General features: G+C 69.8%; 13 protein-coding genes and 3 pseudogenes. 9 read left to right on the forward strand and 7 right to left on the reverse strand.

The window, feature by feature from the left end; genetic code table 11:
- Positions 1–143: 143 nt before the first annotated feature.
- The 3 genes from ACFVT5_RS32525 to ACFVT5_RS32535 form a co-directional block, all read right to left on the reverse strand.
- Entirely contained in the window at positions 144–464 is a 321-nt protein-coding gene (locus tag ACFVT5_RS32525; RefSeq protein WP_389895391.1) for a YbdD/YjiX family protein, read from the reverse strand.
- On the reverse strand, positions 461–2602 hold the full coding sequence (locus ACFVT5_RS32530) for a carbon starvation CstA family protein (RefSeq protein WP_389895393.1): 2142 nt from the start codon (positions 2600–2602) through the stop codon (positions 461–463). Before ACFVT5_RS32530 ends, ACFVT5_RS32525 begins: the two co-directional genes overlap by 4 nt.
- Before the next feature lie 152 nt (positions 2603–2754).
- Entirely contained in the window at positions 2755–2937 is a 183-nt protein-coding gene (locus ACFVT5_RS32535; RefSeq protein WP_389895659.1) for a DUF3311 domain-containing protein, read from the reverse strand.
- A gap of 249 nt (positions 2938–3186) precedes the next feature.
- Between ACFVT5_RS32535 and ACFVT5_RS32540 the strand changes: the two genes are divergently transcribed.
- The 3 genes from ACFVT5_RS32540 to ACFVT5_RS32550 are packed head-to-tail and all read left to right on the forward strand — an operon-like array spanning position 3187 to position 5650.
- Positions 3187–4752 carry a sodium:solute symporter gene (locus tag ACFVT5_RS32540; protein ID WP_389895395.1) on the forward strand — a complete coding sequence of 522 codons (1566 nt, stop codon included), beginning with the start codon at positions 3187–3189 and terminating at the stop codon, positions 4750–4752.
- Entirely contained in the window at positions 4749–5375 is a 627-nt protein-coding gene (locus ACFVT5_RS32545) for a SigE family RNA polymerase sigma factor (RefSeq protein WP_389895397.1), read from the forward strand. The genes ACFVT5_RS32540 and ACFVT5_RS32545 overlap by 4 nt, the downstream gene beginning before the upstream one ends.
- On the forward strand, positions 5372–5650 hold the full coding sequence (locus ACFVT5_RS32550) for a hypothetical protein (RefSeq protein WP_389895399.1): 279 nt from the start codon (positions 5372–5374) through the stop codon (positions 5648–5650). Before ACFVT5_RS32545 ends, ACFVT5_RS32550 begins: the two co-directional genes overlap by 4 nt.
- A gap of 1367 nt (positions 5651–7017) precedes the next feature.
- Here the strand turns inward: ACFVT5_RS32550 and ACFVT5_RS32555 are convergent.
- From ACFVT5_RS32555 to ACFVT5_RS32565, 3 genes and pseudogenes are all read right to left on the reverse strand, one after another.
- A pseudogene (locus ACFVT5_RS32555) lies at positions 7018–7539 on the reverse strand (ATP-binding protein); the annotation flags it as partial.
- Positions 7536–8438, reverse strand: coding sequence for an LLM class flavin-dependent oxidoreductase (locus ACFVT5_RS32560; RefSeq protein WP_389895401.1), 903 nt, complete (start codon positions 8436–8438; stop codon positions 7536–7538). The gene ACFVT5_RS32560 and the pseudogene ACFVT5_RS32555, both read right to left, overlap by 4 nt.
- The gene (locus tag ACFVT5_RS32565) at positions 8435–10714 is read right to left on the reverse strand and encodes an LLM class flavin-dependent oxidoreductase (protein WP_389895403.1); all 2280 of its coding nucleotides are present in this window, start codon (positions 10712–10714) and stop codon (positions 8435–8437) included. Before ACFVT5_RS32565 ends, ACFVT5_RS32560 begins: the two co-directional genes overlap by 4 nt.
- A gap of 80 nt (positions 10715–10794) precedes the next feature.
- On the opposite strand from ACFVT5_RS32565, the gene ACFVT5_RS32570 reads away from it, so the two are divergent.
- From ACFVT5_RS32570 to ACFVT5_RS32595, 6 genes and pseudogenes are all read left to right on the forward strand, one after another.
- Positions 10795–11178: a winged helix-turn-helix transcriptional regulator gene (locus ACFVT5_RS32570; protein ID WP_389895405.1), complete on the forward strand. Its 384-nt coding sequence runs from the start codon at positions 10795–10797 to the stop codon at positions 11176–11178.
- A 485-nt stretch (positions 11179–11663) separates the two neighbouring features.
- Complete coding sequence (locus ACFVT5_RS32575; protein WP_389895407.1) at positions 11664–12065, forward strand: GNAT family N-acetyltransferase; 402 nt, start codon at positions 11664–11666, stop codon at positions 12063–12065.
- A gap of 137 nt (positions 12066–12202) precedes the next feature.
- Positions 12203–12377 (forward strand): annotated as a pseudogene (locus ACFVT5_RS32580) (transposase); the annotation flags it as partial.
- Positions 12378–12606: 229 nt separating this feature from the next.
- The gene (locus ACFVT5_RS32585) at positions 12607–12972 is read left to right on the forward strand and encodes a transposase (RefSeq protein WP_389895409.1); all 366 of its coding nucleotides are present in this window, start codon (positions 12607–12609) and stop codon (positions 12970–12972) included.
- Positions 12969–13259: a transposase gene (locus tag ACFVT5_RS32590; RefSeq protein WP_389895661.1), complete on the forward strand. Its 291-nt coding sequence runs from the start codon at positions 12969–12971 to the stop codon at positions 13257–13259. The genes ACFVT5_RS32585 and ACFVT5_RS32590 overlap by 4 nt, the downstream gene beginning before the upstream one ends.
- Positions 13232–13491: pseudogene (locus ACFVT5_RS32595) on the forward strand (hypothetical protein); the annotation flags it as partial. The gene ACFVT5_RS32590 and the pseudogene ACFVT5_RS32595, both read left to right, overlap by 28 nt.
- Before the next feature lie 73 nt (positions 13492–13564).
- On the opposite strand, the gene ACFVT5_RS32600 reads toward ACFVT5_RS32595, so the two are convergent.
- Positions 13565–14038: a hypothetical protein gene (locus ACFVT5_RS32600; protein WP_389895411.1), complete on the reverse strand. Its 474-nt coding sequence runs from the start codon at positions 14036–14038 to the stop codon at positions 13565–13567.
- Between the last annotated feature and the right edge of the window lie 284 nt (positions 14039–14322).

Consider the following 14322-nt stretch of genomic DNA (forward strand, 5'->3'; position numbering starts at 1 on the left):
GGGCCGGGGACATCCCCGCGTCCTTATCGTGGGGGGCGCTGCCCCCCCGACATTTTTGTGGTTCCGGGGCGGGTGGTGGTGGGGGTGGGGGGGCGGGGGGCGGGGGGCGGGGGCGGCCCCCGGCCGGTGGTGGTCCGGTGCGGTCAGCAGCAGCGGGACTGCGGGTGCCGCTCGTGGTGCTGGGCCCGTATCCGCTGGTACTCCCGGGGTGTCGGTACCGGGGCGAGCGGGTGGTGGCGGCGGTGCCGCTCGCAGTACCGGTCGTACTCCGCCTCCCCGGTCAACTCCCGCAGATACCAACGCAGTCCGCGCAGCGCGCGCACCATGAGCGCCCGGACTCGGTCACCCTCGGCCCGGAGCCGGAGCTGTACGCGTCCGCCCCGGGACCAGGCCGGCACGCGCTCCGCTCGCGCCCGGACGGGCACGGGCTCCGCCGTCGCCGGGCGGCTCGTGTCCGCGCTCACTCGCGTGCCCCCGCGAGTGCCGGGGCCGCCTCGGGGGCCGGTACGTCGAGCGCCGATGCGACATACGGCGTCTCCGTGCTCGCGGGGGGCCGGCCCGCGCGCTGGGCGCGGATCGTCCGTACGCACACCAGGGCCGCGTTCCCGATGACCAGCGCGACCAGGACCAGGAACAGGGCGATCAGGACGCCGTCCACCGTGGAGTTGGTGACCACGGTGTGCATGTCGTCCAGGTTCTTGGCGGGCGGCAGGACCGTGCCGGCGTCGATGGCGTCCGCGAACTTCTCCCGCTGGGCGAAGAAGCCGACCCGGGGGTCCGCGGAGAAGATCTTCTGCCAGCCCGCGGTGAAGGTGATCACCGTGATGAAGGCGAGCGGGATGCCGGTGACCCATGCGTGGCGCAGCTTGCCGGACTTGATCAGGGCGGTCGTGGCGACGGTCAGCGCGACGGCGGCGAGCAACTGGTTGGCGATACCGAACAGCGGGAAGAGTTGGTTGATGCCGCCGAGCGGGTCCGTGGCACCGGAGTACAGGAAGTAGCCCCACGCCCCGACGACCACCGCGCTCGCGGCCCAGATGCCGGGCTTCCAGTTGACCCGGCCCATCGGCTTCCACACATTGCCGAGCATGTCCTGGAGCATGAAGCGCCCGACCCTGGTCCCGGCGTCGACGGTCGTCAGAATGAACAACGCCTCGAACATGATGGCGAAGTGGTACCAGAACGCCTTCATGCCCGCGCCACCGAACACCTCGGAGAAGATCTGCGACATCCCGACGGCGAGCGTCGGCGCGCCCCCGGTACGGGCGACGAGGCTGCTCTCCTCGACGGCCTTGGCCGCCGCCGCCAACTGCTCGGGGCTGATGGTGAATCCGAGTCCAGCCACGGCCTGCGACGCGGAGTCGACGGTCGTACCGAGCAGCCCGGCGGGCGCGTTCATCGCGTAGTACAGGCCCGGGTCGAGGACCGACGCGGCGATCAGTGCCATGACGGCGACGAACGCCTCCATCAGCATCGCCCCGTACCCGATCATCCGGACCTGCGACTCCTTGCGGATCAGCTTCGGGGTGGTGCCGGAGGCCACCAGTGCGTGGAAGCCGGAGAGGGCGCCGCAGGCGATCGTGATGAACAGGAAGGGGAACAGCGACCCCGCGAACACCGGGCCGCTGCCCGACGAGGCGAAGGGGCTGACGGCGTGCGCGCTCAGCTTCGGCGCGGCGAACACCAGGCCGAGCGCCAGCAGGACGATGGTGCCGATCTTCATAAAGGTCGACAGATAGTCACGCGGGGCGAGCAGCATCCACACCGGCAGCACGGACGCGACGAAGCCGTAGCCGACCAGACAGAACACCAGCGTGGTGGGGCTGAGTGTGAATGTGTCGGCGAGCGCGGAGTGTTCGATCCAGCCGCCGCCCACGATGGCGAGCAGCAGCAGCGCGACCCCGATGACACTGGTCTCCACGACCCGGCCCGGCCGCAGGACATGCAGATAGAAGCCCATGAACAGGGCGATCGGGATGGTCATCGCGACGGAGAAGGTGCCCCAGGGCGAGTGCGCCAGGGCGTTGACGACGACGAGGGCCAGCACACCGAGCAGGATGATCATGATGGCGAAGACGGCGATGAGCGCGGCGGCCCCGCCCACCTTGCCGATCTCGTCCCGGGCCATCTGGCCGAGGCTCCTGCCGTCCCGGCGCATCGACAGGAACAGCACCACCATGTCCTGCACCGCCCCGGCGAAGATGACGCCCGCGACGATCCAGATGGTGCCCGGCAGATAGCCCATCTGCACGGCGAGTACGGGTCCGACCAGCGGGCCCGCTCCGGCGATGGCGGCGAAGTGGTGACCGAGCAGGACGCGTTTGTCGGTCGGCTGGTAGTCGACCCCGTCCTCAAGGCGTTCCGCCGGAGTGGCCCGCGTGTCGTCGAGCCGCAGCACACGGTCCGCGAGGTACTTCGAGTAGAAGCGGTAGGCGATGGCGAAGGAGCCCAGCGCGGCGGCCACCAGCCAGATCGCGGAGATCTCCTCACCGCGGGAGAGCGCGAGGACCCCCCAGGCGACCGCGCCGACCAGGGCGACCAGGGACCACACGAGGATCGATTTGGGTTGCAGCCGGGTCACCGGCAGAACGGATCTGGGCACGCTGAATCCTTCTGTTCGCAGGGGAGTTCACGACCATGGGTCGCGGGATGGCGCACACGGCGGCGGGAACCGCGGCCTGAGCGGACGGGCGCCGGTGGGGGACGGGCCCGGTGTCGGAGCGGCCCGAGGCCGGCTGTCGGGGCGGCCCGGGGTCAGGTGTCCCGTGCGCCGCGCGTCAGCAGATACGCGGCGAGCAGTCCGATGCTGCACCCCGGTACCCACACCAACTGGTACCAGTAGAAGAACGGCACCCCGGCCAGCTCGGGCCGCTCCCCCGCGTACCAGGGCACCCAGGTCAGACCGACTACGGGCGCGAGAAGACAGATTCCGGCCATCACACGGCGGGCCTTGGTGCGGCCCTCGCGCTGCGCCTCTTGTTCCTGTGCCACGGGATCCTCCGCGGTCCTGTGCTCCCGTACCCGACCGGTCTGTGGAAGAGTTGCCGGCACCCCCCGTTCGGTTGACAGCGGATTTCAGATGGATTTCCGGCGTTTTTCTGTCATCGGAACGGGGCGTTCACGCAACTGGTCAGACGACAGGCGCGTTGCGGGGCGCGCACCGGCCCGCGCCACGGACGGTGGACGATGATCGAAGGCGGCACGCTCGCGGCGTTTCTCGCGGTCGTCGGTGCTGCCTCGCTGCTGGCGTTGACCGCCCGGCGGTTCCACGCCACCGACGCGCTGCCGAGTCTCGACGGCTGGGCGCTCGCGGACCGCAGCCTGGGCACCGGCTGGTCCTGGCTGCTGCTCGGCGGCACGATCTTCACCGCGTACACCTTCACCGCGATCCCGGGGCTCGCCTACGGCAGTGGCGCACCCGCCTTCTTCGCCGTGCCCTACACGGTGATCGTCTGCCCGCTCGGCTTCCTTCTGCTGCCCCGGCTGTGGACCGTGGCCCACCGCAACGGATATGTCACCGCCGCCGACTTCGTCCGGGGCCGCTACGGTTCCCCGCCGCTCGCCCTCGCCGTGGCGCTCACCGGCATCCTCGCGACGATGCCGTATCTGGCACTGCAACTCCTCGGCATCCGGGCCGTGTTGGCCGCCGGTGGGGTCGACACCCGGCATGTGCTGGTGGCCGACCTCGCCATGGTCGCGCTGTTCGCCGGGCTCGCCGTGGCGACCTACCGCTACGGATTGCGGGCCCCGACCGTCATCGCGGGCTTCAAGGGTGTCGCGGTGTTCGGCTCGGTCGCGGCGGCCGTGTGGCTGGTCCTCGACCGGCTCGGCGGCCCCGGCGCGATGTTCGACAAGGCCGCGCTCAACCTGGCCGGCACGGGCGCGGGCGGTGGTTCCCTCGTACTGGCCCCGAACCAGCAGCCCGCGTTCGCGACCCTGGCCCTGGGCTCCGCGTTGGCGCTGCTGATGTACCCGCATGTGCTGACGGCCGGATTCGCCGCGTCGGGACCCGCCGTGCTGCGCCGCGTCTTTGTCGCGCTGCCCGCCTGGACACTGCTGCTCGCCCTGTTCGGGCTGCTGGGCATCGCCGCCGTCGCGGCCGGGGTACGTACCTCGGCGGGCGGCGCCGAGGCCGCCGTACCGATGCTCATGGACCGGCTGATGCCCGCGCCGCTGGCCGGACTGGTCTTCGGCGCCCTCACCGTGGGCGCCCTGGTCCCGGCCGCCGTGATGTCGGTCGCGGCGGGCACCTCCTTCGTACGGAATGTGTACGTGGAGTACGTCCAGCCCGGCGCGACGCCCAAGCGGCAGGTGCGGATCGCCAGGGCGGTCTCGCTGATCGCGAAGCTCGGTGCCGTCGCCTTCGTCTTCGGGCTGCGCGACCAGGCCGCGATCAACCTCCAACTCCTGGGCGGCGTCTGGATTCTCCAGATCTTCCCGGCGGTCGCCGTCGGGCTGTACACCCGCTGGCTGCACCATCGCGCCCTGCTCGCGGGCTGGGCCGTCGGGATGGCCGCCGGGACGGTCATGGTCGTCCGGCAGGGTTTCTCGCCGGTCGTCCCGCTCGGACCGGGCGCGCACACCCCGGAGATCTACGCGGGGCTCGCGGCCCTGCTGCTGAATCTGACGGTCGCCGTCGTGACCACCGTGGTCCTCCAGCGCACGGCGGTCGCCCGTGGCCCGGACACCACCGCACTTCCGCCCCGCCTGGTCCTCAGGCGCCGCCCAGACACGGGAGCGAGCAGCACATGAGACGGATGAGCCATCGCACGAGTCCGGTGCACCTCACCGCGTACGGTCCCGTGCCGAGCCCCGCCGACGCGGGCGCGGTGGCCGCGGTACCCCCGGCCGGTGGTGTGCCCCGGACCGTGACGGAACCGTTCGACCGGGAGCGGGACCTCGCCCTGGCGAACCTGTTCGAGGCCCACTACACGTCGATGCTGCGCCTCGCCACCCTGCTCGGCGCCGACGACCCGGAGAACATCGTCGCCGAGGCGTACTACCAGCTCTACCGGAAGTGGCGCAGACTCCGGGACGAGGACCGCGCCGAGTCCTATCTGCGCTCCGTGGTCTGCAATCTGACCCGGATGCGGATCCGCCATCTCCAGACCGTGCGCAAACACGCCGAGTCCCCCGTGACCGAGCCCGTCGCGTCGGCGGAGCACGCCGCGCTGCTCCACGACGACCAGCAGGCGCTGGTGGCCGCGTTGCGCGAACTGCCGACGCGGCAGCGCGAGGCGCTGGTGCTGCGGCACTGGATGGGCCTGAAGGAGACGGAGATAGCCGACGCCATGGCCATCTCCCCCGGATCCGTCAAAACGCACACCTCGCGCGGTATCGCCGCCCTGACCAAGGCGATGGAGGCCCGTCGATGAGCGCTCCCGACACCGAACGGCGCCTGCGCGAGGCGCTGGAGGCCCTCGCGGAGGAGGTGCGTCCCGCCCCTGACGCCTATCGCACCGCCCGTGGCGAGTGGCTGCGCCGCGAACGCAGACGGCGCCTGGTGCTCGCCGTCCTGGTGACCGTCGTCTTCGCGCTGGCCACCCTGGCCGGACTGTGGGTCCTCAACCACGCCCCGTCCGAGCCCGGCGTCATCTTCGACAACGACCGCACCCCCGCACCGAGCGCCCCGGCGGCACCGGGAAGTTGAGGTCCACGGCAAAGGGCCGGTTTCGCTTGCGGCCAGCGGCCGGCAGCGTTGTCGAGCATCGCGGTCTGGGCCAGGGCGATGGCGAGTCGAGCGCGCTCGCAGCGGCGCCGCAAGTGCGGTACCCGGCGGCGCAGTGCATCCCCCATCGGCTTTTCGATCCCCCAGGCCAGCCCGAGGGGTGTCGGTGGCAGCAACGGCAGGATAGTCGTCCGGGCCCGCGCGACGGCACCGCCGGCTTCGGACGTGTCTGCCGGCGCCGCTTCGGCAGACACGTCGTCGCTCCACCAGGCCAGCGGGCCGGGCAATCCGATCCGGCCCTCGACATCGCGTTCGAGCAGCAGCTCGAGCGCTCTGTCCCGCAGGTCGCCGCGTCCGACGGACCAGGCTGCGCGCATGGCCAGCGTGCCCAGTTCCAGCACTGTGCCCGGTTCCGAGATTCGCTTCATGTCGGTGGTCAAGTAGTGATGCGCCACTTCGGGCATGCCTCGGGCGAACTCGATGATCCCCCGCAGACCCCGGCTCCGCCGGGCGACGTGAGCACCAGGGGCCAGCCGTTCCGCGTCATCGAGCAAGCGCTCCGCCGTGGCCGCCCACCCAGCGTCCCAGGAAGCCCTGGCCGCCTCGGCAAGGCGTTGTGACGCGTCGATCGGTGCGGCCGAGAGTTCGGCGGCCCGCCATAACGCCCGTGCCGCCGTCTCCGTGGCACCGCGGAGCCGTGAGCGAACCGCGGTTCGTTCGAGGAGCCGCGCGACGCTCTCATCACGGTCATGGGCCATGGCGGCAAGGTGCCACGCGCGCTCCTCCGCCTCATCCGGCATCGTGGCGGCCAAGGCGCGGTGAGCCCGTCGCCTCGTCGCGGCACCACAGCCCTCGTAGACGGCTCTGCTCACGACGGGGTGCCGAAAACCGACACGGTTGCCCACTACGTGGAGCAGGCCCGCGTTGGCCACTTCCTCCCAGGCGGCGTCGTCGGCCCCCCACGCACAGCCGGCACGCTGCACCGTGAGCCGGTCGCCGTGCTCTTCGGCCGCCGCGAGTACGACCAGCAGCTGCGCCGGAGGGCTCAGGGCCTCAATCCCGGCACGGAAGGCCCGCTGCAGGCGCGGCCCGACGGGCGGTCGTCCTCTCTTCCGGCGATGCTCGGCGTCGTCGAGGTCACCCCCGAGCGCGGCCAATTCGTGCAGCGCCAAGGGGTTTCCTCCAGCCTCCCGGACCAGGTTCCGCGTCGTCGCCCGGTCGGTGAGCGGGACCACGGTCGCCAGAAGCTGCCACGCGCTCTCGTCGGTGAGGCTCTCGACCCGCACGTCGGCCAAACCTTCCCACGCTCGGGCGCCCGGACCGCTGTGATCGGCGAGCACGACCACCACGGGATGCGACCGTACGCGTCGAGCAACGATTCCCAGACACAGCGCGGTGGCCTCGTCGAGCCACTGCCCGTCATCCACCACGACCAGCACAGGCTGCCGCTCGGCGAGCCCGCAGAGCAGCGACAGCACGGCTGATCCGACCAACAGTCGGTCCGCCGGCTCACCGCTCAACCCGAACGCGGCACGCAAAGCAGCGGCCTGGGCCGTCGCCAGCGACTCGACACGACCGGCCAGCGGCCCTAGCAGCCCGTGCAGCCCCGCGAACGCGAGATCCGACTCGGGCCGAGCCGCGTAGTAGCTCAGTCGGACGAAGTCCGCCGCCTGGTCGTGTACGTAGCGAAGCAGAGCTGACTTGCCGATACCCGGCTCGCCCCACAGCACGAGCGCGCCACCGGTCCCGTCGCGGGCCTGCGAGAGAAGCTCGTCGAGAACCGCAGTCTCCTCGTGGCGTCCGAACAACTTCGCCCGCGCTGCGACTGTCGGGGCTCCGAAACCGTGCTGACCACGGGCAACCCGCGTCACGCCGCGCGTTCGGACTGGACGAGTGCGCGGGCGCGCGGCGCGACCTCGTGACCGAAGAGGTTGAGATCAGCAGGCTCGTCCGAGGCGAGGATGAAACCGGACACGCCGTACTGCAGGGCGAGGTCGGCGATCTGTTCAGCCCAGTCGCCGGGAGTCCCCTCGAACAGCCCTCCACTGCCGCCGGTCGTGAATCGGCCGCTCAGGTTGAGCAAGCGGCTGACCGCTGCGGGCTCGCGACCGGCGGCGGAGGCAGCCTCGTCGATTTGCTCGTTCATCGCGGCGAGCGACGCGGGACCGTCGGGCAGGTATCCGAGGGAGGGCAGCCAACCATCGGCGATCCGGCCGGTCAGGCGGAGCATGCGCGGCTTGTAGGCACCGATGCGGATCGGAATGCGATGGGCGGGTGCCGGCCCTCGCTTCGCGCCGGTCACGGTGTAGAACTCGCCCTTGATCCGGAGGGGGCCGGTCTCGTCGGTGGCCCACAGCCCCCGGATCACGTCCACGGCTTCCTCCACCGCCCGCACGGCCTGGGCCGGCTCAAGCCGGCGGCCTCCCATCGCGACGATGCCGTCCCAGAACGCACCCGCGCCGATACCCAGTTCGACCCGACCGCCGGTGAGCCGGTCCAGGCTCGCGGCGGCGCGGGCCAGCACGGCCGGGGGACGCAGCGGAAGACTCAGCACATTGCCGCTGATCCGGATCTTTTCGGTGCGTGCCGCGACGTACGACATCAGGGTCCAGGTGTCCTGGAACGCCGCCTGATAGGGGTGGTCCTGGAAGCTGACCAGGTCGAGTCCGGCCTGCTCGGACGTCAGGGCCAGCTCGACCGGCGCCTGAGGCGGGCGGGCGGTGGGGGTGACGAAGCTGCCGAACCACAGTTCGTGGCCGTAGTCGGTCATGGGTTGCTTCCTCCGGGGTCGTTCGTGGAGGGCGTGAGTGCGAAGTTGTCGCCGAACACACCCTCCGGGTCGTAGACGGTTTTCAGTTCACGCAGACGGGAGAGGGTCTGTGGAGGCCATGCCTCGGCGATACGCTCGGGTCGGAGGCTGGACTCGAAGCTGATGTAGAGGCCATCGAAAAAGGGGCTCAGCTGGGCCCATGCCTTGTCGACCACCTCGTCGGCAGCGCCCATCACCACGAGTGAGAAGTTCGCGTCGCGGTGGGCGTAGGCCGTGGCGTCCGAGGGAACATCGGCGACGGCGCCGCCGACCGAGCGGAGCTGGAACCATCCGATCGCACCGCCGCGGATCACGCGAGCGGCCGCCGCGGCGAACTGCGGGGTCACATGCCGGAGCAGACCGCTGCGTGAGACCGGTTCACCGAGGGAGACCGGTGCGTCGTCGCTCGCGTTGTCCATCACGGCGGCGTAGGACGTGATGACGATGTCCTGGGCGTACATCGGAGAGATCGCGGCCAGTGGCTCCAGCATGGCGCGCACGGTCTCCGGGTCCGAGGAGTCGACCATGGTGCGACTCACCGCCAGCGCCGGCCGCCCGCCCCGCGGGGGCGGCACGATGACGAAGCTGGTGAGGTCCCGCGGTGAGTCCTCCACCACCCGGCCCCACTCGACGAGGTAGCGCTCGAGGTCGCTCGCGTCCTGGGTGAGCTGAGCGAATGCCACTGCACCTACGTCGTCGACTTCGAACTCGAAGGCAGTGACGATCCCGAAGTTCGCGCCCGCCCCCCGAACTGCCCAGAAGAGAGCAGGGTTCTCCGAATCGCCGGCCCGGACGACGGAGCCGTCCGCGAGCACCATCTCCACGGCCCGCAAGCGGTCGATGGTCAGTCCGTGCCCGCGCGCAAGGTACCCGATGCCCCCCGCCGTGGCGAGGCCGCCCACTCCAACGCCCCCGTAGTCGCCCGAGCTCAACGCCCAGCCGTAGGGCTCCAGTGCGGCCGCCACCTCGGCCCAGCGCGCACCCGGTCCGATGCGCACCCGGCGTGTCCTCTTGTCGAGCAGCTCGATCGCGTTCATCAGTGATACGTCGATGACGATCCCGCCGTCGTTGGTGGAGCGTCCGGAGACCCCGTGCCCGGCGCTTCGGCGAGACAGGGCCACGCCGTGATGTCGGCGGGCGAACGCGAGCGCCTGTGTCACCTGCTCGTTCGTCGCCGCCCGCAAGATGATCCCGGGGGCGCCGCCACGCAGGTATCCGGACCGCAGGCGCGCGTAGGCCAGATCACCGGGCTCAACGACCTCGGCCATCCCCGACGGAGCGCCCTCGTAGTCAATCCCCGGCCGGCGCCTGGCGAGCACGGCGGACCGCCGGACCCGTGCGCTCGACCAGCCGCGAGGAAGCGCCGCGTCCACGGCCACCCGCAGGGCCGGTGCGACCTCGCTCGCGAAGCCTGCCGCGACGTCTCGCTCGTCCGTGTTGAGCACGATGGTGCCCACCCCGTGATTGACGACAAGTGGCAACAGGTCGTTCACCCAGTCCACGGCGGTCCCGGTGAACCTGCCTGTCCGCTCGCCCAAGCCCCCGTGGATCGTGACCCGCCTGCGGATCTCGCGGGGATCGCGGCCTGCCCCTCGCGCCGCCTCGTCTACTGCGCGGTTGCCCTGTGTCAGGGCGGCGGCGCAGCAGCCCGTCGACCATTCGTCAGCCTGCTGGCCGACCAGCCGGAGCAGGTCTGGGCTCTGGCCGTCCACGGCGATCGGCACGTCGTGCGCGGGCGCGGCCTTCTGCGCTCCCGCGAGACGGTAGAAGCGGCCGGTGAACCGTCCGAGGCCACGGTCGAGGACATTCCACAGCTCGCGAACCACTGCGATCACTTCGCCAAGTGCCGCGATCGAATCGGCTGCCCCGGATCCGGCGGCGGCCGGGCCCGCTTGGAGAGCCAGTTCGACCCTGCCTTCGGTGAGCTGATCCAGACTTGCTACGGCTCGCGCGAGCATCGCCGGATGGAGGTTGGTGGAATGCACCTCCGCCACCAGTCCGAGCGAGACCGTCGCCCCGGCGATCCAGGACGAAACAGTCGACGGTTCGAGGTCGTCGCCAGCGGTTCCGGCCGGGATGACCAGCAAGTCCAGTCCCCACTGCTCGGCCAGACCCGCCACTTCGACCAACTGGCGGGGTCCACAGTCGGCGTCAACAGGTAGGCGCAGCCCGAACCTCAGCGCATGCCCGTAGTTCATCGCGCGTCGTGACGGGTCGAGTGTGAGTTCATGGCCCAAGGCTGCACGGCGGTGATCACAGGCAACAAATGAGACATGACCAGGTCATCAAAAGTGACTCGCTCAACTATAGTGACCACATGACCGGCCCTCGACAGCCCGATGAGTCCTCCGCCACCGCAGGCCAGAACCGCCCGGAAGTCGGCTACGAGCACATCGACGACGATGTGTGCCGCAGCTTCCAGCGCTCGGTCGAGATCGTGGGCAAAAAGTGGAGCGCTGCGGTGCTCCTGGCGGCGATGCGGGGCGCCCGCCGATTCGTCGAGTACCGAGCGCGGATCCCCGGAATCTCGAACCACCTGCTGTCCCAGCGCTTGCGCGAGCTCGAAGGCCACCAACTGATCGAGCGGATCGTGCTACCGACGACGCCGGTCCAGATCACGTACCGGCCCACCGAACAAGGCGCCAGCCTGATGCATGTTCTGCACCCGCTCGTCGAATGGAGCGTCAAGAACGAGGAATAAGAGTGCTGGGGCGGCACGGCTGAACAGCCCGACCGGACCATCGACTTCTCCCGCCACCTCCCGGCCGCCGTGCTCCAGGACCTCACCTACGAACTCGCCCTCACCCACTCCGCACCCACGACGCAGGCACCGAACCCGCGCCACGGGCACGAAACCATCCGCACCGCGACACCCGCCGCAGCACCAACCCCGCCGGCGCCCGGCCACCTCGCCCGGAGCATGTACACCCAGCCCGGACGACAGCCCACCGCCGCACCCGAGGGCCTGCGATGCACGGTGGGCAGCACTGAGCCTTCGCCAACTTGAAGTCGCAGGTCAAAGGGCTGGTGTGACCGGCTCTGGGGGTGCTCACGCTGGTCGTGGGCGGCAGTCCGCAGAGTAGATCGTTCGTCAGGAGCCGCTCTCGTAAGAGGAGGCACGGACGGCGGAGTAAAGGATAGCAGGCGGCGTACGCCGGCGTCGTTCCCCAGACGTGTTTGGATGCCATGACGGTGGAAGGTGATGCCAGGCAACGGCGGCAGTGGTTGTCTCAACCCGGACGAAAGTCACGAGATCTTGTGGCGCTCGGTGACCGTGGCCCGGTGGGGTGGATCTGCTTCGGGCCGTGTCGAAGTGAGGTGCCCGGTCTAAGACGGGTCGGTGAGGTCTACGCCCTGTACATCTCGCCGGATCTGATTGGCCAGGGCATCGGCCGGATCCTCCTGAGTGAGGCTCATGCTCAGATGAAGGGCCAGGGCTTCGAGGCGTCAGCTTTGTGGGTTCTGTGTGACAACCAACGAGCCCAGCGCTTCTACGAACGGGCCGGCTATCAGGCTGACGGTGCGGCTCAGGACGACGTCTACGACGGGATCACCCTCACGGAGCTCCGCTACCAGCGCGTGCTTTGAGTCGAGCGACGCTGGGCGCATCTTTGTCGGTTTGAGTGGGCGTTAAGTCCGATCTTTCTCGGTTCGCGATCGCTCGATCGTGTGACTGATCGCCGTGGGGATCGGGTGCTGGGCATGGACATGCCGAGGTGTCGGGCATGGGCAGAGAGCCGTATCCGAGCGACTTATCGGACGAGCAATGGGCCTTGACCGAGCCGATGATCACGGGCTGGAAGCAGGACCGGGTGGCACGGTCGGCGACCGGGGACCCGGGGGTCCTGCGAGCTCCAGGAGGTCGTGAACGCGATCTTCTACCAGAACCGGACGGGCTGTCATCGCGCCAGGCGGCAAGCTGACCAGCGACGCAACACACCTGACACCCCATCAGAACGAGCGTCAAATGAGCGTCACGAGCGTCATTTCAGCGTCAAGATATCGCCTGTAACGCCCACACCGCACATAATGCGCACGGGAAAATCCGCAGGTCAGGAGCTCTTCCCGGCCGGTTCGAGGATCGCCACGCACTCCACATGATGCGTCGACCACGGACCGGGCGGCACGGGTGAACCGGTCGCGGCCCTGCTCAGGCCGCGGCCGACCACATCACCGCCGCCGGCACGGGGCCCCGTTGTTGCCGTCGTTCGCTGCTCGTCCGCAGGGCGGCGGGACGGCTCCTTGTGATGAGCGGGCCGTGTTCACGGCTGTGGTGTACGTGCTGACCAGCGGTTGCGCCTGGCGGCATCTGCCGCCGGCGTTCGGTACGTCTCCCGCGACGGCGCATCGCCGGTTCACGGTCTGGACCGAGGCGGGCCTGTGGCGCCGGCTGCACCGGGCGGTGCTGGACGAACTCGGCGCCAGGGGCGAGGTTGACTGGACCTCGGCGATCGTTGACGCGGCCTCTGTCCGGGCGAAAAGGGGGGCACCCTGACCGGGCCGAACCCGGTTGATCGCGGCAAGAAGGGCAGCAAACTGCATGTCCTGTCCGATGCCCAGGGCATCCCGCTGGCCGTTGCGGTGTCCGGGGCGAACCTGCATGACAGCCAGGCGTTCAAGCCGCTGATCCTGGCGATACCTGCCGTCCGCTCCAGGCGGGGACCGCGCCGGCGTCGACCGGGTGGATGGGTGCTGGTCGGGCGTGACCGGTACGACGTTTCCGCCGTTCGTGAGGTGTGGGGAATCGGCCGTGGATCGTGGAGGATGAACTGTGGGAGCTGATCGAGCCGTTGCTGCCGCCGTGGACGCTGCACGGCATCCTGCTCGCCGAGTTGCACGCGGCCGACGCCCTGGACTGGACCCGGGCCTGCGTGGATGCCTCCCACATCCGCGCGAAAAAGGGGGCGAGGCCACCGGCCCGTCACCGGTCGACCGCAGGAAGACGGGCAGTAAACACCATCTGATCTGCGACGGGAAGGGCACCCCGTTCAAGGTCATCACCACCGCGGCCAACGGACCGCCTTCCGGCCTCGCGTAAAAGAAGAGCTGCTCGCCCGGCGGCATCTTGAAGCGGTCGGGAGATCCGTTCAGCCGATGGTGAAGCGCTGGTTCTGGGCGCCTCGGTCGCAGCGGGCAGTGCGGTAGTAGCCGTTGTCCTGCTGGTAGAGGCAGCGGCCCGTGCCGACGCTTTGGAGCATGATGGCGCTGCGGGCGGCGGGCTGGACGGTGCGCCACTTCTGGTATGAGCCGCCGTTACAGCGCAGGGGGTAGACGTCGCCCCGGTCATTGCTGTCGAGGCAGCGGCCCCAGAAGTTGTTCTTAAGAGTGGTGCTGGTGTTGAGGCGGCCGTTCCACTGCCACAGGAGGCTGCCGCGTCCGGTGGCGCAGCGGTCGCCCTTGAGGCCGGTTTCGGAGGTCTCGCGCAGGCAGTCACCGTAGCGGTAGTTCGCGAAGCGGCTGGTGGCGGTGGCAGCCGAGGCGGGTGTGGGGGTGAGGAGGGGGAGGGCGAGGCCGGCTGCGGCGATGAGGGCGGCGAAGGCTTTCCGGGTCGGGCGGCGCACTGGGGTCTCCTTACAGTGGTTTTCAGAGGTACCTCAACAGGATCCCCGAACACCACCGCCTACGCCTGAAAAATGAGGAAAACCCGCTGACGACTCCTGAAGGTCCGAGAGGAGGCGGTTTCCGGCGGGACGGAGGACCTTCCGTGACGCGGAGGCCGACGGGGAGCGTAGCAGTGCCACTGACACTGCCTCTGACCTGGTGATACTGCCCTGCACAGGGGGCACGCGTGCGTTCACGGGGCCAGGCAGGACTTTCTGAGCGAAACGGACATTAAGAACTCGTA

This window comes from Streptomyces sp. NPDC058001 (assembly GCF_042886315.1).
In the GTDB taxonomy this organism is placed as follows: domain Bacteria; phylum Actinomycetota; class Actinomycetes; order Streptomycetales; family Streptomycetaceae; genus Streptomyces.

Excerpts from the sequence above, each read along its gene's own strand:
- ACFVT5_RS32570 (WP_389895405.1), top strand. The coding sequence starts at position 10,795 with ATGACCGGCCCTCGACAGCCCGATGAGTCCTCCGCCACCGCAGGCCAG.
- ACFVT5_RS32550 (WP_389895399.1), top strand. The coding sequence starts at position 5,372 with ATGAGCGCTCCCGACACCGAACGGCGCCTGCGCGAGGCGCTGGAGGCC.
- ACFVT5_RS32540 (WP_389895395.1), top strand. The coding sequence starts at position 3,187 with ATGATCGAAGGCGGCACGCTCGCGGCGTTTCTCGCGGTCGTCGGTGCT.
- ACFVT5_RS32575 (WP_389895407.1), top strand. The coding sequence starts at position 11,664 with ATGACGGTGGAAGGTGATGCCAGGCAACGGCGGCAGTGGTTGTCTCAA.
- ACFVT5_RS32535 (WP_389895659.1), bottom strand. The coding sequence starts at position 2,937 with ATGGCCGGAATCTGTCTTCTCGCGCCCGTAGTCGGTCTGACCTGGGTG.
- ACFVT5_RS32560 (WP_389895401.1), bottom strand. The coding sequence starts at position 8,438 with ATGACCGACTACGGCCACGAACTGTGGTTCGGCAGCTTCGTCACCCCC.
- ACFVT5_RS32545 (WP_389895397.1), top strand. The coding sequence starts at position 4,749 with ATGAGACGGATGAGCCATCGCACGAGTCCGGTGCACCTCACCGCGTAC.